Below are 21,079 nucleotides of genomic sequence, written 5' to 3'. Positions count from 1 at the left end.
TCCCATCAACCACCGCCTGCCACAAGCTTTGTCATATCATCCTCGTAAACTCCAAAATATACATGCCCACACAGACATAAAACAAAATGAATATTTCACTTTATCTCGGTATTTAGGATATTTTGACCAAAGTGCCTAAAAATAAAATATATATTTCATTTTTGGGCACTTTGCGCTATAAAAAACATAAGGTTCAATATGAAGGGTCTGAACTATGACCAGCATACCACCCGAGACGCTGGCAGAACTTGAGGCGGAAATCACCTCCAGACACAAAACATTAAGTAAACGCTTGCGTCAAGTCGCCCTTTTCATGCTTGAAAAACCAAAAGATGTCGCATTTGGTACTGTTGCAGTGATTGCTCACGAAGCAGGTGTTCCCCCTTCAACCCTTGTAAGGTTTGCTAATGCCTTTGGTTTTCGGGGGTTTAGCGATATGCAAAAACTATTTCGTGCAAAACTGGTTGAAGATACACCTAGCTTTAACGAATGGATTCGACTCGCACACAGTCAAACACACTCCAACCAGCATAACTCTCCAGTGAAAATCCTTGAGGAGTTTACCACCAGCAATATGGTGGCTATGGATCAGCTTATAAAAGAAGTAAATGCCAACGATTTAGAAAAAGCAGTCAGTATTATTTACCAAGCACAAACCACTCATATAGTGGGCTTTCGACGTTCATTTGTTGTTGCAAGTTACTTTGCTTATGCTCTTCGACACATTGATCAGCGTGCATTTTTGATTGATGGTGTAGGTGGTATGTACCGTGAACAAGCAACAACGTTAGCTGAGAATGATGCACTGATTGCAATAAGTTTTAAACCTTATGCCACAGAAACTCAAGATACACTTACTGCAAAACCAAGTGGAGTACCGCTGATTGTGATTACAGATAGTCAACTAAGTCCACTGGTACAATATGCTGACGTCTGCTTTGTAGTGAAAGAAGCTGAAGTTCGCTCATTTCGATCACTCACAACATCACTGTGTCTAACACAAGCCATAGCTATTAGCTTGGCCTATCGTATCGAAGCAGAGATGAAGGGATCATTCCCTACATTAAGTTAATAAAGGAAACTGTAAAAAATTCTGTGTAACCGCCTAAATAATCCCCATCAATATAATTCCACTATTGCGATACGAAATTACCTAAAATCAAGGAATTTAAAAACAGCAGAATAATACGCATTAAATAGCGAATTTTAACTAGCATTATGTAAGAAGATAACCATATTCCAATTAACTTTAACAACCCCATTTATTATCATCTCACCAGTAAAGACAGTCTATATAATCACACACTTTTAACCAGTATAACCGAGACAAAATGATACATTATTAATCATCTCAAACTAAATTACCCTGCTATAGTTTTCATATCTCCAGTTATGAATCGTAAATAGTTGAACTATTTTCTAGCCTAATAAAACATTAAATCTTTTCCGCAGTTAATTTCTAAATATATTAACAAGGAGGTGATAGCCAAACGAATATGTATGATTTTTAAACTTAAAACATACTGTAAAGGACTACAAAATGAAAAACACATTAAATACAACACTAGCTATATTTATTTCGTCTACACTATCTTGTGCCGTTTTTGCCGAAAATATCACAAATTCACATATTAATTATTCAGATGAGAATACAACCAGCAACTTGGACGGCCCAGATCGTCCTGATCCAAAAGATAAAAAAAGAAAGCCTCGCAGGCCTCCGCCCATGCCCCTTCAAGCATTTGAGGATGTTAATGGTGATGGTAATTTAGATAAAGTTATTGCCACACATATGTCGCCAAGAGCCATGTCAGTGACTTTTCTTGGAAATGGTGATGGTAGCTTTTGCAAAGAAGGTTTAACACATAACCCTGCCTACTTACCTAAAAAAGCAATAAAAATGGTTAACTTTGCAGACCTTACTAACGATGGAAGAGTTGATAAAATAGTGACCGCATTCCCTCCTCCGAAGAAAAAACCTAGACGTCAAGAAAATGATATCAATGGAGTTAATGATAAAGATAAACCCAAAAGACCACCAAAACCAAAAACATTTGTATACCTTGGGCAAAGTGATGGTTCTTTTGCAAAAACACCCATGGGCGTAATTGAAGAATAAAACACTATAAAAACAGCAGTGTACTGTAGACTGTACCCATGCAGCGCATGAAATAACTTGCGCCTCACGCAGTAGATGACCATCCTTGGTCTCTACTGCCATCAGTGCTCCTGATACCTGTTCGACAAATAACTTTAAGTACTGCACACCCACTTCTTTGCCGATACTCAATCTATACATTAATTTATCTCATTTTAGATACTGAAAATAATGTCTTACATTTAGTACAAGAAAGTTGAATTCCAGGTAAATCAGGGTTTTTATCATAACGTTCATTTTTTGTTACTTCAGAGATATTGAATCGTTGTTCGCAACTAGGGCAATAACAAAAAACCTGATCACTCACCATTTCGATATCCGCTACTGGAACAATGTCATTATATTGAGCTGTTAAACTGTTTGAACCTGATAATAATTCAATCGGGATAGGCACTACGACCGTAGACTTATCACTGCTAATATCGCTAAGTGTCTGTAATATTCTAAGGGTCATAGCACCAGGTGAGGAAGCTAAAAGACGTGCCGCCTTACAGAAAATATCTGCTGTTATTTGATCTGACTCGGCTTTAATGCGCTGGGCAGTGGCTTCTTTTTTTGCTTCTGTCTCACGCATCATAGCCCGCAACAGATTTGGTTCCATACTGGCATCCGTTAGACGAATGTCTATATCACCCAACCCCCACTTCTTGGTTGTTCCACGAATAACATCCTCAATTTCAGCTGCTATCGATGCTTTTTGCCCTCTGACCTCTTCAATGGTTTTTGTACCGATCACATCAGAAATTGTTGTCAGGGCTAACTGTTTAATACTTTGCTGATAGTCAACTACCTCGAGTAATGCTTGTTCAGAATCAACAACACGAAAATGTACTGTACCTGATATTGTAACCGATACATTACCATTTAAAACGACTTGTTGATTAGGTAAATCAATAGTTTGAATACTACTTTTTGTGGTATAAATTTTTTGTAAAATAGGGATACAAAAACCTAACCCAGGAGCGACTTGACCCGAAAATTTACCAAATGTTAACCTAACACCCAGCTCATCCTGATTAACCACATAAAACCCCAAAAATGTGATTACTGATTTTTTCATAAATTAATTTTACCTTATGATTAAACACTCAATCATTAGTTGGTGAGATATTCCCAAAACGAAGGTTTGTTAGTGGAGCTAGTCTGGCCTGTTAAGGGTCCAAGAGAGTAAGCGCTATGAATAAGCCCCCATAAAAATGTTTCGTTAAGAGTATATCTTACGACATTAACCAGAACCTAGATATTTACTAACCTCCCATATTATACAGCATACTTATCTATTTACCTTGCTGCTTAGTAGAAGGAAGACTAAAATATTAAAGTCTATGAATAAGTTATACTCAAAATTGTAAAAGGAGCTTAAACGACGCCGGACTAAGTTTATAATCGAATTACTCAATATTTAGGTCTACATATTAGGACCCGTCATGAGCATACTTTTATACAACATTAACCAAGCTCGATTTTTATGTTACACCCTTTATATCAGTTTTATTACCAGTATATTACTTATATCACCTTATTCTCTTTCCAACCCAGAAAATACTACAAAACCATCAATCAACATTGCTACCGTTCATTGGCCTGGCTATACGAATAAAGATGGCAGTGGTTTATACTTAACCATACTAAAGTCGATCTTTGATGAAAAAGTAGTGACATTAGATATTTCACTAATGCCTTACCGTAGAGCACGCTATTCAGTTGAAACACTGCAAAATGATATTTTCTTGGTAGAAAGCGAGTTTACTAGATCGTTTAAACTCATCTACTCCCATATTCCCATAGATATTGGTAATGTTGATTATTTTCATAGTCAGGATACATTTTTTAGTGATGCAACGTCCTTTTCAGGAAAAACCCTGGGATGGGTAAAAGGCTATGAGTTTCAAAAAAAAATTAGCTTACCAGAAAGTCACTACAACACTTTTCATGTTAATGATGTTCTTCAAGGTGTCAAAATGTTAACCCAAGGACGTCTTGACTACTTCATTGACTATGATGAGGGTATAAAGCAAACTGCTCATCAAAACAATATTGATATTAAAAATTTCACATTTACACAAGGCTTTCAAGAAGTCTACCTAGTTGGCTTTTCTTCAGATACCAAGGGTAGAAAGCTCAGAGTTATGTATAACAATGGTATGAAAATGCTTTTTGCAAGTGGTCAGCTAGAAAATATACTGTTTGAGTATGGTGTAATACCTCAAATTATCGATGAACAACAAATTGCTACTATCTTGAATTATTACTCAAAACTATTTAGTCAAAATTAATCTAATATCAATTTTTTTTAAAAAACAGACACCCAAAATGAAGTTTTTTTAGGGGACCTGGTCTAGTCTATTTAGGCCTGTTAGGTTAAGTACTATGGGTAGGTAGCGCACATAAAAATGATTCATGAAAAATATAGTCGAACAATAAGATAGGTAAGTTTTTTTGTAACGCTAATCTCCTTATGGGCACCTCTAAAAATGCACCTTTTTCATAATAGCTGTCAGCGCTGTACTTAAATCCTCATGTATTCCTTATACACTGCGGTTATCCGTGCAATACATCCTTGCTCTTGCAAAAAAATCACTATTTTTAGAGGTGCCCTAATGAATGCTTACAACAGTTCCTTTCCATTAAAAAAACGTATAGGTATTTCTTTAGCTATCGTTTCATCAATCATTCGAAAATTAATAGCAACCCTAGGCTCTGGGCTACCTGAAACTGTACGATAGTAAACTACACAGCCACAGTTTTTACAGTGTACAAACGCTATCTCATTATCACCCCATGAATAACATTTCTCTCCAGCAGAGCCTATACTAATTTCAACCTCATCTGGTTTATAATACCCCCATAATGCTTGATAACGGCTACAAATGGAACAATTGCAGCTTGTAACCTGTTCAGGCTTTGTCACTTCCACTTTAATATTTTCACAATGACAGTACAGTTTCATGTATTCTCTCTATTTCTGTATACAAATATGCACTATTAATAGTATTTCATGATAAATCACTGATAGCACTAAGCACTTTGTAAACTCGCTATCATCACCAAGATTTAAAGATTATTTTCAGCTGCTAATTTAGACAACATCATTACTTTTGAGTTTTAGTTTTCCATAGAATCTACTGAAAACTCAAGCTTGGTCTAAACTAGATAATCTGTAATATTAAAGGATTTTATTGCATGCAACTAAACTAATACTATCTATAACAATAAAACATTAGCATTCACTTTATAAAGTACTTATTTATTTTCAATTTCCTGCTTAAAGGACTTAAGCGATGAAAGTGCTTCCTAAAAGCGTTATTAACACCACAGCTTATTTGATTCTGCTTATAATTCATAATACATCTTTTGGTGCCTTACCTAATCCATCTTTTGAAGTAGGAGAAGTAGGTGAAAAACCTGAGGGTTGGACTTGGTTTGGCCAGGATAGTACTTATCCTCCTCACATAGTTAAAGATGCTTTCCATGGTGAAAAAGCCGTCAAAATTCCTGTTAGAGACAAAGAATATGGAGATGCAACTTCTGGCATAAAACCAAGTAACCATCTTCCTGCAGGGAATCAAAAGTTTTATAAATTTGGTTTTTACTACAAAAGTAAAGACTTAAAGTCAATACGGATCAGAATGAGGATGTATGATGCCTCCAATACAAGCATTGGTTATGTTGACTCATTATTCGGAATAACTGATACCAATACGTGGACATATGGTGAACTTGATATAAAAACTTCTAAACCACAAACAATGTACATTAGTCCTCAGTTTGCAGGAGTGGGAGTTCGAGGCTGGGAACGTCTACATATGTATCACGATTACGACTTTAAAACTGACCACTCAAGCATGAATAAAGTATATGATATTAGTGAATTTACCAATCACGGTAATTATCTGGGCGATGCAACTATTTCTGAAGGCAAATACGGGCTTGGACTGCGCCTTGATGGCCAGGGTGATGCAGTTGTAGTCTCTCATGATGACTCATTAAGTCTAAAAGAAGAGTTTACCATTGCCGCTTGGATAGCTCCCGAACAGTCTGCAAACGTTGCTCGCCAAACAATTCTAGGAAAAAAAAACAGCTTTGAACTATACCTTGAAGCTAACAAGCTCGTATTCAGAGGGTATGGTTTAAATAATCAAAAGCATGAAATCCCTTTTTTTACCAGTCTTAAAAAATGGCATCACATTGCTGTCAGCTATCGTGGTTACGATTTAAAAATTTATATTAATGGTGAAGAGAAATATACCAATAATAAAGTATTTGGGGACTTACAAGTTTCCCGTAATGACCTTTTTACAGGTAGTTATGATGAAACACTCACCAATACTTTTAAAGGTAAAATTGACGAGCTTCGTATCTATAAAGAAGGGCTAACCGCACTGCAAATTGCTGAAGATATGAATAAACGGGATCCCTCCCCTGTACTCTGGCTTGACAATGTTTCTATGCAAGAAATTGGCAGCACAAATGGTATTGGTGAAATCAGAAATAGAACGAATCCCGTTATATTCCCTACCCCCAAAAAGGTAAGCTGGGATAGTTCAGATCAACCAGGCAAATTTACCATTAATAGTGAAACCGTCATTTATGTCCCTGATCTGAAAAGTGTTGAAAGCGCTATCGTACTTAAATCAGAAATTGAGTATTATTTTGGGCTCAAGTTACCAATACGACCATGGCAGAAAGACCATCAACCTGATAATTCAATTTTAATTGGTACAACGGCCAGTGACGACTTAGCCAAGTTGTTAGACAGAATGGGACTTCTCGATTATTTCAAAAGAATGTCACTTACAGGCCAAGGCTATGTGTTAAACGTTAATGCCAAGGGCGTTATTTTAGCCGGTCAAGACTACCCAGGCAGCTACTTTGCAAGCACCTCATTTTTACAAACCTTAAAGTTTAATTATGCTCAACAAACCGACCCGGTTTCACCTTACACTTTAGTTGTCGACTACCCTGATGTGAGTAACCGTGGTTTTCATTACACGATGAATAAAGATAAGCTAAAAGTTGATATGACTACATGGAGAGAGCTTATTCGAAGAACATTAAGCCAGTTTAAGGTAAACGAGCTTCAGCTTTATCTAGGTAATTTAGCCATTGGTGACGGCGCATACTACTATATTTGGGATAGATATCTAACCCCTCAAGAAATGCAACGTTTGATCCTTATCACCAAACAACATTTTTTTGAAAAAGTGGTTCCTATTGTCTACGGTGGAGCATTATTCCGAGACAAACATCCTGAATGGGCTTGGGTTGTCAAAAATGACGAAATTTACAGCCATTTTTTTGATACAACCAACCCCGGTTATCAAGCACTTACTGACGCTTACTATCAGGATATACTCTCCGCTTTTCCCAGTGAAAATTCGTTTAATATTGCGCACGATGAATCATTAGGTGATTACTGGGTAAATAAAACGCCCTTTGAAGAACAGGATTTTTTAATTCAAGGTCCTGGCCGGTTTCAGGAACCAAGGACAGTATGGTCAGATAGTATTATACGGCAGTACAATAAGCTTTCTGAGTTAGGTATAAAAGAAGTCAGATTTTGGGCTGATGGCTTAACCCCAGAACGAAATGGTGGTGCACCTTTTCACACAGATACTCAACTTTCAACTATTGCCAAACAGTGTCCCAATATTGTTCCTATGTATTGGGTCAGCCGCACTAAACATTATGAAAGAGGCTTTATTGATAAGTTAAAAAACGCAGGATTTAAAAAGGTTATTTTCTCAACCAATAAAGCAGACACATCACCCTATGACTTTCCAGATGCTACCAAAACAAACACCATGTACTCCAATAAGTGGTCTTCTTCTTACCTTTGGTGCTCTGTAACCAATAGCCCTAAGCAAGGCAAGTCATCAACAGGTTATGCTGATTATTGGTCTTTTTCAAAAGTCGTACATGAAGCCAACCTCTTCTGGAATGCTAATCAACAAAACCTACCTAATTTTTGGGAGTTTACCAGTCAATATGGAGTAGATATCTCTCGTCTCACCTCCATTTCTCCAAATATTTATGGTGGTGAACATTACAAGATATTTCCTGTGCTCAACTACAACGCTGACCTAATAGGGAATGAAAATGATTGGGCATTACCAGGTCCAGGGTTTGATTTTTCCCAAGTCATTATGCAAGGCAGCGAGCCAGCTGCATCATTTGCCTCTGTCATTCAAACACTACCTGAAAATGAACCAAACTCACTGGTATTATCTGCATCCGGTACAGCTACTACTACACAAGTGATAGATGGCTCAGCCTCTTCAATTTTACTTGTGCTCAGTAGCGCCTGGGAAGGCCCAGATCAAGATGCGTCGATGACAGCCTATATGCAACGCATAAAGGACATGTATCGAAATTACTATACCACTGATGATGGTCGAGATGGCGGAAAAATTGCCTACTTAACCATAAATTATTCAGATGGCACTAGGTACGAGGAACCTATTCGTTTTGGTAATGATATTTACCTTCATAAAACCAACGATATGACTCGAATTGCCTATGGTGCCAGAGACATATTACATGTTCCCGCAGGCCCAATGCAGTCAAATGCTGCGTATATTTGGGAAATCGTAAACCCTAATCCCTGTAAAAAAATTAATTCAGTAACCCTATGGTTAAATGATGGAAGGTATGAGCCTGAGATAGACACCGGTGATTATTACCGACCTGGAAATATTACAACAGAACTGAAATTAGCCCTCTTTAGTATCGCAGGACGAAGTGTGAAAGGCCGCTGTGAGTAATATTTAATAAAGGCAGCTTACGCTGCCTTTATTGTTCAAAGCCTAACTTTAGTAAACGTTAATTTATTTCCAGCCGGTCAACTCAGCCAAGGCTTGTCCAATATCTGCCAGACTACGAACTGTTTTAACACCAGCGTCTTCCAGGGCAGCGAATTTTTCATCTGCGGTACCTTTACCACCCGCAATAATCGCACCTGCGTGCCCCATACGCTTACCTGGAGGTGCTGTTACCCCAGCAATATAAGACACAACGGGTTTAGTGACATTGGCTTTAATGTAAGCTGCCGCTTCTTCTTCTGCAGTACCACCGATTTCGCCAATCATGACAATAGCTTCAGTCTGTTCGTCTTTCTCAAACAGTGCCAAGATATCGATAAAGTTACTGCCAGGAATCGGATCACCACCTATGCCCACACAGGTAGACTGACCAAAGCCATAATCTGTCGTTTGTTTAACCGCTTCGTATGTCAAAGTACCTGAGCGAGATACAATCCCTACTTTACCTGGCTTATGAATGTGACCTGGCATAATACCAATCTTACACTCGCCTGGCGTAATCACACCAGGACAGTTAGGGCCAATCAAACGTATACCTAACTCGTCGCACTTCACTTTACAGTCAAGCATATCCAGCGTGGGAATACCTTCTGTAATGCACACAATCAGCTTAATACCTGCATTCGCAGCTTCTAAAATTGAGTCTTTACAGAATGGTGCTGGTACATAAATAACAGAAGCCTCAGCTCCCGTAGCGGCAACTGCTTCAGCAACAGTATTAAAAACAGGTAAGCCTAAGTGGGTTTGACCACCTTTACCTGGTGTTACACCACCCACCATTTTGGTGCCATAGGCAATGGCTTGCTCAGAATGAAAGGTACCTTGTGAGCCAGTAAAACCCTGACAGATTACTTTGGTGTCTTTGTTAATCAATACGCTCATACCTAGTTACCCTCCGCAGCCTTCACTACCTGTTGAGCAGCATCGGTCAGACTTGAAGCTGCGATAATTGCCAGTCCACTGTCTGCAAGTTTTTGTGCACCTAATTCTGCATTGTTACCTTCCAGGCGAACAACAACAGGCACATTAACGCCGACTTCTTTCACTGCACCAATAATACCGTCTGCAATCAGGTCACAGCGGACAATGCCACCAAAGATATTGACCAGTACAGCCTTAACATTGTCATCTGACAGGATGATTTTAAAGGCTTCGGATACACGCTCTTTTGTTGCACCACCACCTACATCCAGGAAGTTTGCAGGTGCCCCACCATGTAACTTGACGATATCCATGGTACCCATAGCCAAGCCCGCACCATTAACCATACAGCCAATGTTACCGTCCAGCGCTACATAGTTAAGCTCCCAGCGAGCGGCATGGGCTTCACGTGGGTCTTCTTGAGAAGGGTCATGCATATCTTGTAACTTGGGCTGGCGATACAGTGCATTACTGTCAATGTTCACTTTTGCATCCAGACAATGCAGATTGCCTGCATCGGTAATGACGAGAGGATTTACTTCCAGCAGTGCCAAGTCATGGGCTTCAAATAACTTCGCCAAGCCTAAAAAGATCTTCGTAAACTGCTTGATTTGATCGCCTTGTAAACCCAGCTTAAAGGCCAAGTCACGTGCCTGATAAGGTTGGGCACCCACTAATGGGTCAATTTCTGCCTTGAGGATTTTCTCAGGGGTTTCCTCTGCTACTTTTTCAATTTCTACCCCACCTTCAGTGGAAGCCATAAATACAACACGGCGAGTGCCACGATCAACGACGGCTCCCAAGTACAGTTCTTTCGCAATATCAGTACACGATTCAACCAGAATCTTACTAACAGGCTGCCCTTTTTCATCCGTTTGATAAGTTACTAGATTATTGCCAAGCCATTTTTCAGCAAATTCTTTTACATCTTCTTTAGTGCTAACAACTTTTACACCACCGGCTTTACCACGTCCACCGGCATGGACCTGAGCTTTAACAACCCACGTGTCACCACCAATACGATCGGCCGCTTCTACGGCTGCTTTTGGAGTATCTACCGCGTACCCTTGAGATACGGGCAAGCCATATTCAGCAAAGAGCTGCTTTGCCTGATATTCGTGCAAATTCATGCCTAATTACCATTTTGCCTGGTTACGCCAAGTTACCAGCAGAAGTTTAGTTCTGCGGACCAAATGGGCGGCTAAGCCCGACAGCCTCCCAACTGCCCTGCAGCAGCCATCTCTCTCAACTTAGTCTTTATCAATGTTGAATTAAGTAAAGAGTGATGTGTCATTGTTATCTGGCTACTGCTTATTTTACTTCCCAGTAAATCGTGAGTTTGCTCTTAACACCCTCTAAGTAGCTGGACTCACCATAAACGGAAAGAGGAATGCTTATAGTTTAGGCTGGTGAGCTCATCACCAGCCCCAACAAGTCTTACTTGTTATCTGTGCTACTTACGCTTTTTACGGTTTGCAATATGGATCGCATGTCCATCAACCGCCAACGCAGCTTCATGTAGTGCTTCTGAAACAGTGGGGTGAGAGAAAATCATCAAGCCCAAGTCTTCAGAGCTAGAGCCAAACTCCATGGCAATCGCACCCTGCTGTACCAGTTCCGCAGCACTAGGACCAATCACATGGACGCCAAGGATACGATCAGTGGCTTCATCAGCGACCACTTTGACCATACCTTCGGTTTCATTAGAAGCCATGGCACGACCACTCGCCACAAATGGGAAGGTCCCCACTTTGTATGGCTCACCACTGGCTTTTAACTCTTCTTCCGTTTTCCCTACCCACGCTATCTCTGGATGAGTGTAGATGACAGAAGGAATAAGGTCATAATTCATTTGTGCAGCTTGGCCGGCTATCAGCTCTGCTACCATAATTCCTTCTTCAGAACCTTTATGCGCCAACATAGGACCACGCACCACATCACCCACCGCAAAAATGCCTGGTACGTCTGTACGGCACTGGTCGTCAACAAAAATAGCCCCGCGCTCGTCCAAGTTTACACCGCAGCCGGGGGCCAATAAGCCTTCTGTGTAAGGACGGCGACCCACTGCCACTATCAACTTATCAAAGGTAATTTGCTGCTCTTCACCTTTGTCATCCAGGTATTTAACGATAACTTCCTGGCCTTTATTCTCAGAACCCGTTACCCGACAACCCAGGCGAATATCCAGATCTTGTTTTTTGAATACCTTCAGCGCTTCTTTGGCAATCTGCTGATCGGCGACAGATAAAAAGGCTTCTTGTGCTTCCAGCACTACAACCTCAGCCCCTAAACGTGCCCAAACAGAACCCAGCTCCAAGCCAATGACACCCGCACCAATAACACCTAAACGCTTAGGTACTTCGGTAAACTCCAGTGCACCTGTGGAATCAACAATCAGGTCTTCGGTTAATGGAGTGGGCGGAATATCAATAGGTACAGAACCCGTCGCAATAATAATGTTCTCGGCATCTAAAACTTCGCTGCTGCCATCCTGTTTGGTCCATTCCACTTGCTTACCAGGCAGCACCTTGCCCATACCATGTAAAGAAGTCACGCCATTGGCTTTAAATAAGCCTGCAACACCTGTCGTCAAGTTATTTACAATCTTATTTTTGCGGGCAAGCATCGCACCCACATCAATTTTTAAGTTATCCAGGCCGATACCATGTAACTTAAATTCTTTATGTGCCGACTCATACTTATACGAGCTATCCAACAGTGCTTTTGATGGAATACAGCCCACATTCAAACACGTGCCACCTAAAGCTTGCTTACCATCTTCACGTGTCCACTTTTCAATACAAGCGGTTTTCAAACCTAGCTGGGCAGCTCGAATTGCAGCAACATACCCTGCAGGTCCTGAACCAATAACAACAACATCAAATTTTTGTGCCATTTCTGTTTCCTAACTTGCGTTTTTCGCGATGCGAACAGTACCACTTCTCCTCAGAAAAGAGGAGAAGTCAGGCCACTATTTCAAACAACATCAAATATCTAAAAGCATCCGCGCAGGATCTTCCAATAGCTCTTTGATGGTCACCAGAAAAGAAACGGCTTCTTTACCATCTAACAGCCGGTGGTCATAAGATAGCGCCAGATACATCATCGGTAAGATTTCTACCTTACCATTTACCGCCATTGGGCGATCCTGAATCTTATGCATACCCAAAATGGCGCTTTGAGGTGGGTTTAAAATGGGGGTCGATAACAGTGAACCAAAAACACCACCATTTGAGATGGTAAAAGTTCCCCCAGTCATTTCATCGATACCCAATTTACCGTCACGCGCTTTTAGCCCGAACTCGCGGATAGTCGCTTCAACTTCTGCCAGTCCCATATTTTCAGCATTACGCAATACTGGGACAACCAGACCACGGTCTGAAGACACTGCGACACCGATATCTTGATAGCCATGATACACAATATCATTACCATCAATGGAAGCATTTACTGCAGGAAAACGTTTTAGTGCTTCAACTGCGGCTTTGACAAAAAACGACATAAAGCCAAGCCGGACACCATTGTGTTTCTTCTCAAACAGCTCTTTATAACGGCTGCGGAGATCCATAATTGGCTGCATATTGACTTCATTGAACGTGGTCAACATGGCTGCTGTTTGCTGAGCTTCCACTAGGCGTTGAGCTACACGGGCACGCAACCGAGTCATGGGCACGCGCTTTTCAACCCGCTCTCCTGCAAAGACAGGTGCTGTAGGTTCGGGTGTCACTGCAGCTGGCTTAGATGCAGATGGTGCTGCTTGAGCCTGCGCGACCGATTGAGACTCAATATACTTGAGCGTATCTTCTTTTGTCACACGCCCGCCTTTACCAGAGCCAGGGATCACCTGCGGATCAATACCGTGTTCGTCAGCGAGGCGTCTTGCGGCTGGGCTAAGAATCGGTGACTCATCATTATTTTTTGCTGCTGGCGAAGCAGATTCTGCCGCCTTAGCGGGTGCAGCGGGTTTAGCTGACGCCACAGCCCCCTCAGCAAAAATAGCAATCAGCTCTTCACTGCTGATGGTTTCACCTTCCCCCTTCACGATTTCCTGTAGCACTCCATCAGCAGGCGCTACAACCTCCAATACCACTTTATCTGTTTCAATATCCACCAACAGGTCATCGCGAGAACAAGCATCCCCTGGTTGCTTGTGCCAAGTGGCTACCAAACCGTCGGCAACCGATTCAGGAAATGTAGGCGCTTTTATTTCAGTGGCCATGAGAATTCCTTTAATACTTATCGTTAAATACAGCGTATTACCAAAGTAATCGTTATTAGCGTGAGTTACACAGTGAAAGCAGTGTCGACTAGACGCTGCTGTTCTTCCACATGGGTGGACATATAGCCACTGGCAGGTGCAGCAGAAGCCTCACGGCCAGCATACTCTAAATACAGCGATGGATTATTATGATCAGCAATCACTCGCCGCATATGATGCTGACTTGAGTACCAAGCCCCCTGGTTCATCGGCTCTTCCTGGCACCACACCACTTTTTCTAAGTTTGGATACTGCAAGAAAATGCTCGATAAGTCCTCATGTGGGAAGGGATAAAGCTGCTCAATTCTTACCACAACAGCGTCTTGAATATCATCTGCCAACTGTTTTTCCAGCAGATCGTAATACACCTTACCACTGCACATAATAAAGCGTTTCACCTGCTCTGCAGGCACCTCTTGGTGGTTTGGCAGTACAGTCTGGAATGAGCCTTCAGCCAAATCCTCTAATGAAGAAGTTGCCTGTTTATGACGCAGCAAACTCTTCGGGGTCAGCGCAATCAACGGCTTACGCAGTGGACGAAGCATTTGGCGACGCAGCATATGGAAGACTTGCGCAGGCGTCGTAGGCGTACACACCTGAATATTATGCTCAGCGCACAGCTGTAAAAAGCGCTCCAAGCGGGCTGACGAGTGCTCAGGTCCCTGCCCTTCATAACCATGAGGCAGTAGCATAGTGAGGCCACATAAACGTCCCCACTTATGCTCACCACTGGTAATAAACTGGTCAATAACTACCTGGGCACCATTTGCAAAATCACCAAACTGTGCTTCCCATACCACCAACGCATTAGGGGTGGTGGTCGCATAGCCATACTCAAATGCTAACACCGCTTCTTCCGATAAAATGGAGTCATAGATATCAATGCGCGGCTGATTTTCGGCTAAATGACAAAGAGGGATATAAATTTCATCCTCTTTTTGACTATGTAATACCGCATGGCGGTGTGAAAATGTACCACGCCCGACATCCTGCCCTGTGATACGTACTGGGTGACCTTCCATTAATAACGTGGCATAAGCCATCGTCTCCGCAAACCCCCAATTTATAGCTAAGGCACCTGCTGCCATCTTGCGGCGATCATCAATGATTTTGCCAACCTGACGTTGTAGGACAATACCCTCAGGAATTTCACACAGCTTATGGGCTAATTCCTGTAATGTTTGTAAACATACCGAGGTATCATGTCGTGCGGTCCATTCGTGCGCCAAATAAGGTGCCCAATCAACAAACAGCTCCCGGTTTGGCTCCTTAACCAAGCTTTTGACCACATGCTGTCCGTTGTCTAATGCCTGACGGTAATCTTCAACCAGCTGCTTATCATCTTCTGGTGTCAGCGCCCCCTCCTGTACTAACTTTTCCGCATACAAAGTACGCGTTGTGCCGTGTTTTTTTATCACATCGTACATTTGGGGTTGGGTTGCACCTGGCTCATCGGCTTCGTTGTGGCCACGGCGGCGATAACATACCAGATCAATAACAACATCCTTTTTAAATTGCATCCGATAGTCAAGCGCCAGACGTGTAACAAACAATACGGCTTCTGGATCATCCCCATTCACATGCAGAATCGGGGCCTGAACCATTTTAGCAATATCCGTACAGTACTCTGTGGAGCGTGCATCCTCTGGACTGGTAGTAAACCCGACCTGATTATTGATAATAATGTGAATGGTACCACCTGTCTTATACGCCCGTGTTTGCGACAGTTGCAGGGTTTCCATGACTACCCCTTGCCCGGCAAAAGCAGCATCACCATGCAAGGTAATTGGCAGTACTAATTCCTGTTTGCTGTCCTTACGACGATCCTGCCTGGCACGAACCGATCCCTGCACTACAGGGGCAACAATCTCCAGATGTGAGGGGTTAAATGCCATGGCTAAGTGAACTTCTCCACCTGGCGTCATCACATTAGAGGAAAAGCCCTGGTGATATTTCACATCACCTGATCCCTTATCAAAAACACGCTTACCTTCAAACTCACTGAATAAATCCGCAGGATTTTTACCCAGAATATTAACCAGTAAGTTGAGGCGGCCGCGGTGTGCCATACCAATCACTAACTCTTTTACTTCATAGGCACCCGCCCGCTGGATAATTTCATCCACCATGGGTACCAGGCTTTCCCCCCCTTCTAAACCAAATCGTTTAGTGCCCGGGTACTTAGTGCCTAAATATTTTTCCAAGCCTTCCGCTGCAGTGAGTCTCTCCAAAATATGGAGCTTGGTTTCTGCACTGTATTCCGGGTGCGACCGCATACTTTCCAGGCGCTGTTGGAACCAGTGGCGCTCATCCGAGTTCACAATATGCATAAACTCAGCACCCACGGAACTACAGTAAGTTTGCTGCAGGGCCTCAACAATGGTGCTTAGTGGCGCTTCTTCTTGTCCAATATTAAGCGATGTTGAGCGAAACAACGTATCCATATCGGCTTTGGATAAACCATGATGCTCAATGGTCAAGTCCAGCACTGCCGGACGCTGCTGCAAACCCAGAGGGTCCAGCTTAGCATTTTGATGCCCTCGTAAACGATAGGCCTCAATCAGCTCGATCACCTGAACCTGCTTCTTCTCATGCTCTGTCGATAATGAAGCAGGCGTTAGTATCTTAGACTTAGCGCGATTCTTTCCAAGTAATAAGAAATGTTCACGAATGGTAGAGTGAGGAACGTCCTGGGTAGAAATACCACTGACGGTGGGTAACTTTTCAAAGTAATTTCGCCACTCCTCAGGAACGGCATTGGGATCCTGAATATAGGTTTCGTAAAGCTCTTCGACATATGCAGCATTACCACCGGATATATGACCTGTCTGCCACATCCGCTGCATGACACCTTCTTGCATTCTTAGCTACCCCATGAGATACAAGGCTTAGTGGACGTTGTGAGAACACCATGGCTCACCGGTCACTATAATTCAATCCTTTAGGGGCCAGTAAAACCAGGCACTCATTTCACTGCTATTACTGAATACGCTTTTTTAGAGTTAAGAGGACAGTTGCTGTACACGTGCTATCTTACACAACACCTGTACGTCTTCAGAACTCAAAAAAGCGCATCTTCAGCATATTTGCGATTAAGTACCGCTCTTCAACAACATTTGTCGTATGTGTCCAATTGCACGGGTTGGATTCAACCCTTTGGGACATACATTGACACAGTTCATAATGCCGCGGCAGCGAAATACACTAAATGGATCATCTAGTGCAGCCAAACGCTCTTCGGTATGCGTATCACGACTATCCACTAAAAAGCGATAAGCCTGAAGCAATCCCGCCGGACCAACAAACTTGTCAGGGTTCCACCAGAATGAAGGGCATGATGTAGAGCAACAAGCGCAAAGAATACACTCATAAAGACCGTCGAGTTTCTCCCGTTCTTCCGGTGTTTGTAGTCTTTCGATCGCAGGAACGGGCGTGTCGTTCTGCAAATAAGGTTTAATTTTTTCGTATTGTTTATAGAACTGGCTCATATCAACGACCAGGTCACGAACCACAGGCAGTCCAGGCAAAGGCCTTAATACCAGCTTATCACCATTTCCCACCGCCTGTGTTACCGGGGTAATACAGGCTAAGCCATTAGTACCATTGATATTCATTCCATCTGAGCCACACACCCCCTCACGACAAGATCGGCGATACGTGAGGGTGGGATCCTTTTCTTTCAATAATCCCAGTACATCCAACACCATCATATCCTTACCTTCAGGTAACTGGATATCAAAGTCCTGCATGAATGGGGTTTTATCTTTTTCTGGATTGTAGCGGTAAACACTGACTAACATCTCGACCTCCCCTTAGTAAGTTCTCTTAGTCGGTTGGAAAGCTTCTACTGTCTTCGGCGATTGATTGACATCTCGCTTACCAACGCGTTTTTCCAGAGGAAAGTACAGTGAATGTTTCAGCCAGTTTTTATCATCTCGCTCCGTGAAGTCTTCGCGGGCATGGGCGCCTCGGCTTTCTTTACGGGCTTCTGCCGCAACAGCCGTAGCCATGGCCACTTCAAATAAGTTATCCAGTTCAAGGGCTTCAATTCTTGCTGTGTTGAACGCTTGGCTGCTGTCCTCCAAGCACACGTTTTTCACGCGTTCACCAATACTGTTCAACATATTCAGGCCTTCCTGCATCGCTTCACCGGTTCGGAATACACCAAAGTAAAGCTGCATGGTTTTCTGCAGGTCAGCACGCACATCAGCCACTTTTTCACCAGAGGTCGTACTGTTTAAGCGATTAAGGCGGGCCAGTGCCTGCTCAATATCAGTATCGGTAGCATCGGCCGTATCAAAGCCTTCACTGAGCATTTTTTCAATATGCAGACCTGCAGCCCGACCAAACACCACCAAGTCCAACAGCGAGTTACCACCCAGGCGATTGGCACCATGGACCGACACACAAGCTGCCTCACCACAAGCAAATAAGCCATCTATAGTCGTATCACGTCCTTTACGGTCCTGAGACAGTGCTTGACCACCGACGTTGGTGGGAATTCCACCCATCATGTAGTGACAGGTTGGAATTACTGGGATTGGCTCTTTAACAGGATCAACATGAGCAAAGGTTCTGGATAATTCCAAAATACCCGGCAGACGAAGATTCAGTGTGTCTTCACCCAAATGATCCAGCTTCAGCAATACGTGGTCTTTATTGGGTCCACAGCCACGACCACCGAGGATCTCCAGAATCATCGAGCGAGCCACCACATCACGACCCGCTAAGTCCTTTGCATTGGGTGCATAGCGTTCCATAAAACGCTCACCTTCACTGTTGATCAGGTAGCCACCCTCACCCCGACAACCTTCTGTAACGAGTACACCTGCGCCATGAATACCGGTTGGGTGGAACTGCCACATTTCCATATCCTGTACCGGGAAACCTGCGCGCAGCGCCATGCCTATACCATCACCAGTATTAATTAGAGCATTGGTAGTCGACTGATAAATACGTCCAGCACCACCCGTAGCAAGAATTGTTGCCTTTGCTTTTACGTAATAGACTTCACCTGTTTCTATACAAATGGCAATGACACCCACCACTTGGTTTTGCTGATTTTTAACCAGGTCAACGGCGTACCACTCATTAAGAAACGTTGTACCACCTTTCAGGTTAGCTTGATAAAGGGTATGAAGAAGTGCATGTCCAGTTCGATCTGCCGCGGCACATGTCCTGGCAGCCTGACCACCTTTACCAAAGTCTTTTGATTGCCCACCAAATGGACGTTGGTAAATGCGGCCTTTTTCAGTTCGGGAAAATGGCAGCCCCATATGGTCCAGCTCAAACACCGCTTGAGGCCCTACCGAACACATATACTCAATGGCATCCTGATCACCAATAAAATCAGAGCCTTTAACAGTGTCATACATATGCCAGCGCCAATCATCATTGGGGTCAGCACTGGCGATGGCACAAGTAATCCCACCTTGAGCGGAGACCGTGTGAGAACGCGTAGGAAATACTTTACTGATACAAGCGGTGTTAATGCCTGCTTGCGTTAGCTGGTGAGCAGCCCGTAGACCCGCACCACCACCACCAACAACAATTGCGTCAAAACTCAATGTACGTAGTGATGTCATCGGTTATAGCCCCCAAAGCACCTGAATACCCCAAACAAAATAAGCAAACATGGCAATACCACACACGGCTTGAAAGGCAAAGCGAACGGCTACTGCCTTACATCCCAACGTTTGCTCAGTGAGATAGTCAGTTGAAATAGTCCACATCCCTACCCAGGCATGTGCACCTAGCGAAACCAGCGCTAATAAACTGAAGACACGGACCCAGGTGGAGCTAAAAAGCTGAGTCCACTCTGCATAGGTCAGACCTGGGTGAAACAACAGATACCCCAGCATAAACACGACATATGCCGCCAGTACAATGGCTGAGACACGCTGCACCATCCAGTCATACAAACCACTACGTGACAAGTTGGTTACATTGGTTACCATATCCACACTCCCGCCAATACAATCAGTATCACTGATACAACGATTGTCGCTTTGGCACCTAACGTGCCGCTTTCCTTTCCATCACCGATGTCGACATCCATCAATAGGTGCTTAATACCCGCCACAAAGTGGTATAACAAAGCAGACACCAATCCCCAGGTAATAAATTTAGCGAAGGGGTGAGCAAGTGTTTCTTTAATGGCATTAAATCCTTGTTGACTGCTTAAAGAGGTATCAAATGCCCAGAGAAGAAAGGCAATACCAATAAACAGAATGACACCAGAAATACGGTGCAAAATCGATGTGTAAGCAGGAAGTGGAAGTTTTATTGTTCTGAGGTCGAGATTTACAGGTCTCTTGCTATTCACGGTTCTTCACACTCAATAAGGCCTAAAATGTAACTAAGGCGATAATTATTTGGATGAGGCAATTATTGATGACAGGTTCCTTAATTAGGTTAGAATTCATTAGAGGCGTTAGCCAGCCTGTCAATACCGGCAAGAAGTATAAATAGAACGACTATTAATTACAATCGTGTAATGTTACGTAGCTCGGACGCAGCAAGGGCTGCACAAGAAATGCAAAACAGTTGAAGGGAAATTAAGCACACAAAAAAACCATATCTTTTTTATGGATAATTTTTATTTCAGAAATTTTCCTCATAATAATCATGAAAAACAGGCTATTGTTTGACAACTGTACTGGTTTTGAGCAGATTATTTTATACCCATTAGGTAATGACAAAAACAATCTAAGATACGACCACATGACTCATCATTCACTCAAATAATATGTCAAGTGTATGTAGCTAAATACAATAATTTTCGTAATATTACTGATCTCACCTACAGGTTATAATCCAACTATTTGACAAAACGATGAATCACCCTATAGTCTTGCGCCACCAATTAGTAGTTATTTATATCAAGTGTGTGTCATAGTCGCTTTAAGTAAACAAGAATAG

General features: G+C 42.6%; 15 protein-coding genes. 4 read left to right on the top strand and 11 right to left on the bottom strand.

From position 1 onward, the window contains the following. Window positions 1–214: 214 nt before the first annotated feature. Window positions 215–1,072, top strand: coding sequence for a MurR/RpiR family transcriptional regulator (locus KHS79_RS09430; protein WP_212718524.1), 858 nt, complete (start codon window positions 215–217; stop codon window positions 1,070–1,072). A 468-nt stretch (window positions 1,073–1,540) separates the two neighbouring features. After that, window positions 1,541–2,119 carry an FG-GAP repeat domain-containing protein gene (locus tag KHS79_RS09425; protein WP_212718521.1) on the top strand — a complete coding sequence of 193 codons (579 nt, stop codon included), beginning with the start codon at window positions 1,541–1,543 and terminating at the stop codon, window positions 2,117–2,119. Window positions 2,120–2,303: 184 nt separating this feature from the next. Here the strand turns inward: KHS79_RS09425 and KHS79_RS09420 are convergent, their stop codons facing one another. Further along, window positions 2,304–3,218 (bottom strand): SPFH domain-containing protein, encoded by a 915-nt coding sequence (locus tag KHS79_RS09420; RefSeq protein ID WP_212718519.1) that lies wholly within the window; start codon window positions 3,216–3,218, stop codon window positions 2,304–2,306. Window positions 3,219–3,585: 367 nt separating this feature from the next. Here KHS79_RS09420 and KHS79_RS09415 point away from each other — a divergent pair, with 367 nt between their 5' ends. Next, window positions 3,586–4,434, top strand: coding sequence for an ABC transporter substrate-binding protein (locus KHS79_RS09415; protein WP_212718517.1), 849 nt, complete (start codon window positions 3,586–3,588; stop codon window positions 4,432–4,434). A gap of 332 nt (window positions 4,435–4,766) precedes the next feature. Here the strand turns inward: KHS79_RS09415 and KHS79_RS09410 are convergent, their stop codons facing one another. Continuing rightward, window positions 4,767–5,108 carry a GFA family protein gene (locus KHS79_RS09410; RefSeq protein ID WP_212718515.1) on the bottom strand — a complete coding sequence of 114 codons (342 nt, stop codon included), beginning with the start codon at window positions 5,106–5,108 and terminating at the stop codon, window positions 4,767–4,769. A gap of 331 nt (window positions 5,109–5,439) precedes the next feature. Between KHS79_RS09410 and KHS79_RS09405 the strand changes: the two genes are divergently transcribed. Further along, window positions 5,440–8,922, top strand: a complete 3,483-nt coding sequence (locus KHS79_RS09405) for a LamG-like jellyroll fold domain-containing protein (protein WP_212718513.1) — start codon at window positions 5,440–5,442, stop codon at window positions 8,920–8,922. Between the two features lie 63 nt (window positions 8,923–8,985). On the opposite strand, the gene sucD is transcribed toward KHS79_RS09405, so the two are convergent. The 9 genes from sucD to sdhC form a co-directional block, all read right to left on the bottom strand. Beyond that, window positions 8,986–9,861 carry a succinate--CoA ligase subunit alpha gene (gene sucD, locus KHS79_RS09400; protein ID WP_212718511.1) on the bottom strand — a complete coding sequence of 292 codons (876 nt, stop codon included), beginning with the start codon at window positions 9,859–9,861 and terminating at the stop codon, window positions 8,986–8,988. Between the two features lie 2 nt (window positions 9,862–9,863). Beyond that, the gene (gene sucC, locus KHS79_RS09395) at window positions 9,864–11,030 is read right to left on the bottom strand and encodes an ADP-forming succinate--CoA ligase subunit beta (RefSeq protein WP_027708729.1); all 1,167 of its coding nucleotides are present in this window, start codon (window positions 11,028–11,030) and stop codon (window positions 9,864–9,866) included. Between the two features lie 323 nt (window positions 11,031–11,353). Beyond that, window positions 11,354–12,796, bottom strand: coding sequence for a dihydrolipoyl dehydrogenase (gene lpdA / locus KHS79_RS09390; protein WP_027708730.1), 1,443 nt, complete (start codon window positions 12,794–12,796; stop codon window positions 11,354–11,356). A 90-nt stretch (window positions 12,797–12,886) separates the two neighbouring features. Then, window positions 12,887–14,119 (bottom strand): 2-oxoglutarate dehydrogenase complex dihydrolipoyllysine-residue succinyltransferase, encoded by a 1,233-nt coding sequence (gene odhB / locus KHS79_RS09385; RefSeq protein ID WP_212718509.1) that lies wholly within the window; start codon window positions 14,117–14,119, stop codon window positions 12,887–12,889. Window positions 14,120–14,184: 65 nt separating this feature from the next. Next, window positions 14,185–17,019, bottom strand: a complete 2,835-nt coding sequence (locus KHS79_RS09380) for a 2-oxoglutarate dehydrogenase E1 component (RefSeq protein WP_027708732.1) — start codon at window positions 17,017–17,019, stop codon at window positions 14,185–14,187. Window positions 17,020–17,250: 231 nt separating this feature from the next. Then, a complete protein-coding gene (locus KHS79_RS09375) occupies window positions 17,251–17,958 on the bottom strand; it encodes a succinate dehydrogenase iron-sulfur subunit (protein WP_027708733.1) in 708 nt (235 codons plus the stop codon). Window positions 17,959–17,970: 12 nt separating this feature from the next. Continuing rightward, on the bottom strand, window positions 17,971–19,743 hold the full coding sequence (gene sdhA, locus KHS79_RS09370; RefSeq protein WP_027708734.1) for a succinate dehydrogenase flavoprotein subunit: 1,773 nt from the start codon (window positions 19,741–19,743) through the stop codon (window positions 17,971–17,973). A gap of 3 nt (window positions 19,744–19,746) precedes the next feature. After that, window positions 19,747–20,115, bottom strand: coding sequence for a succinate dehydrogenase, hydrophobic membrane anchor protein (sdhD, locus tag KHS79_RS09365; RefSeq protein WP_027708735.1), 369 nt, complete (start codon window positions 20,113–20,115; stop codon window positions 19,747–19,749). Next, window positions 20,109–20,483 (bottom strand): succinate dehydrogenase, cytochrome b556 subunit, encoded by a 375-nt coding sequence (gene sdhC / locus KHS79_RS09360; RefSeq protein WP_027708736.1) that lies wholly within the window; start codon window positions 20,481–20,483, stop codon window positions 20,109–20,111. Before sdhC ends, sdhD begins: the two co-directional genes overlap by 7 nt. Between the last annotated feature and the right edge of the window lie 596 nt (window positions 20,484–21,079).

It is taken from the genome of Zooshikella ganghwensis (assembly GCF_018263875.1).
GTDB classification, from domain to species: Bacteria; Pseudomonadota; Gammaproteobacteria; order Pseudomonadales; family Zooshikellaceae; genus Zooshikella; species Zooshikella ganghwensis.
This window is presented reverse-complemented; position numbering and strand designations above follow the sequence as displayed.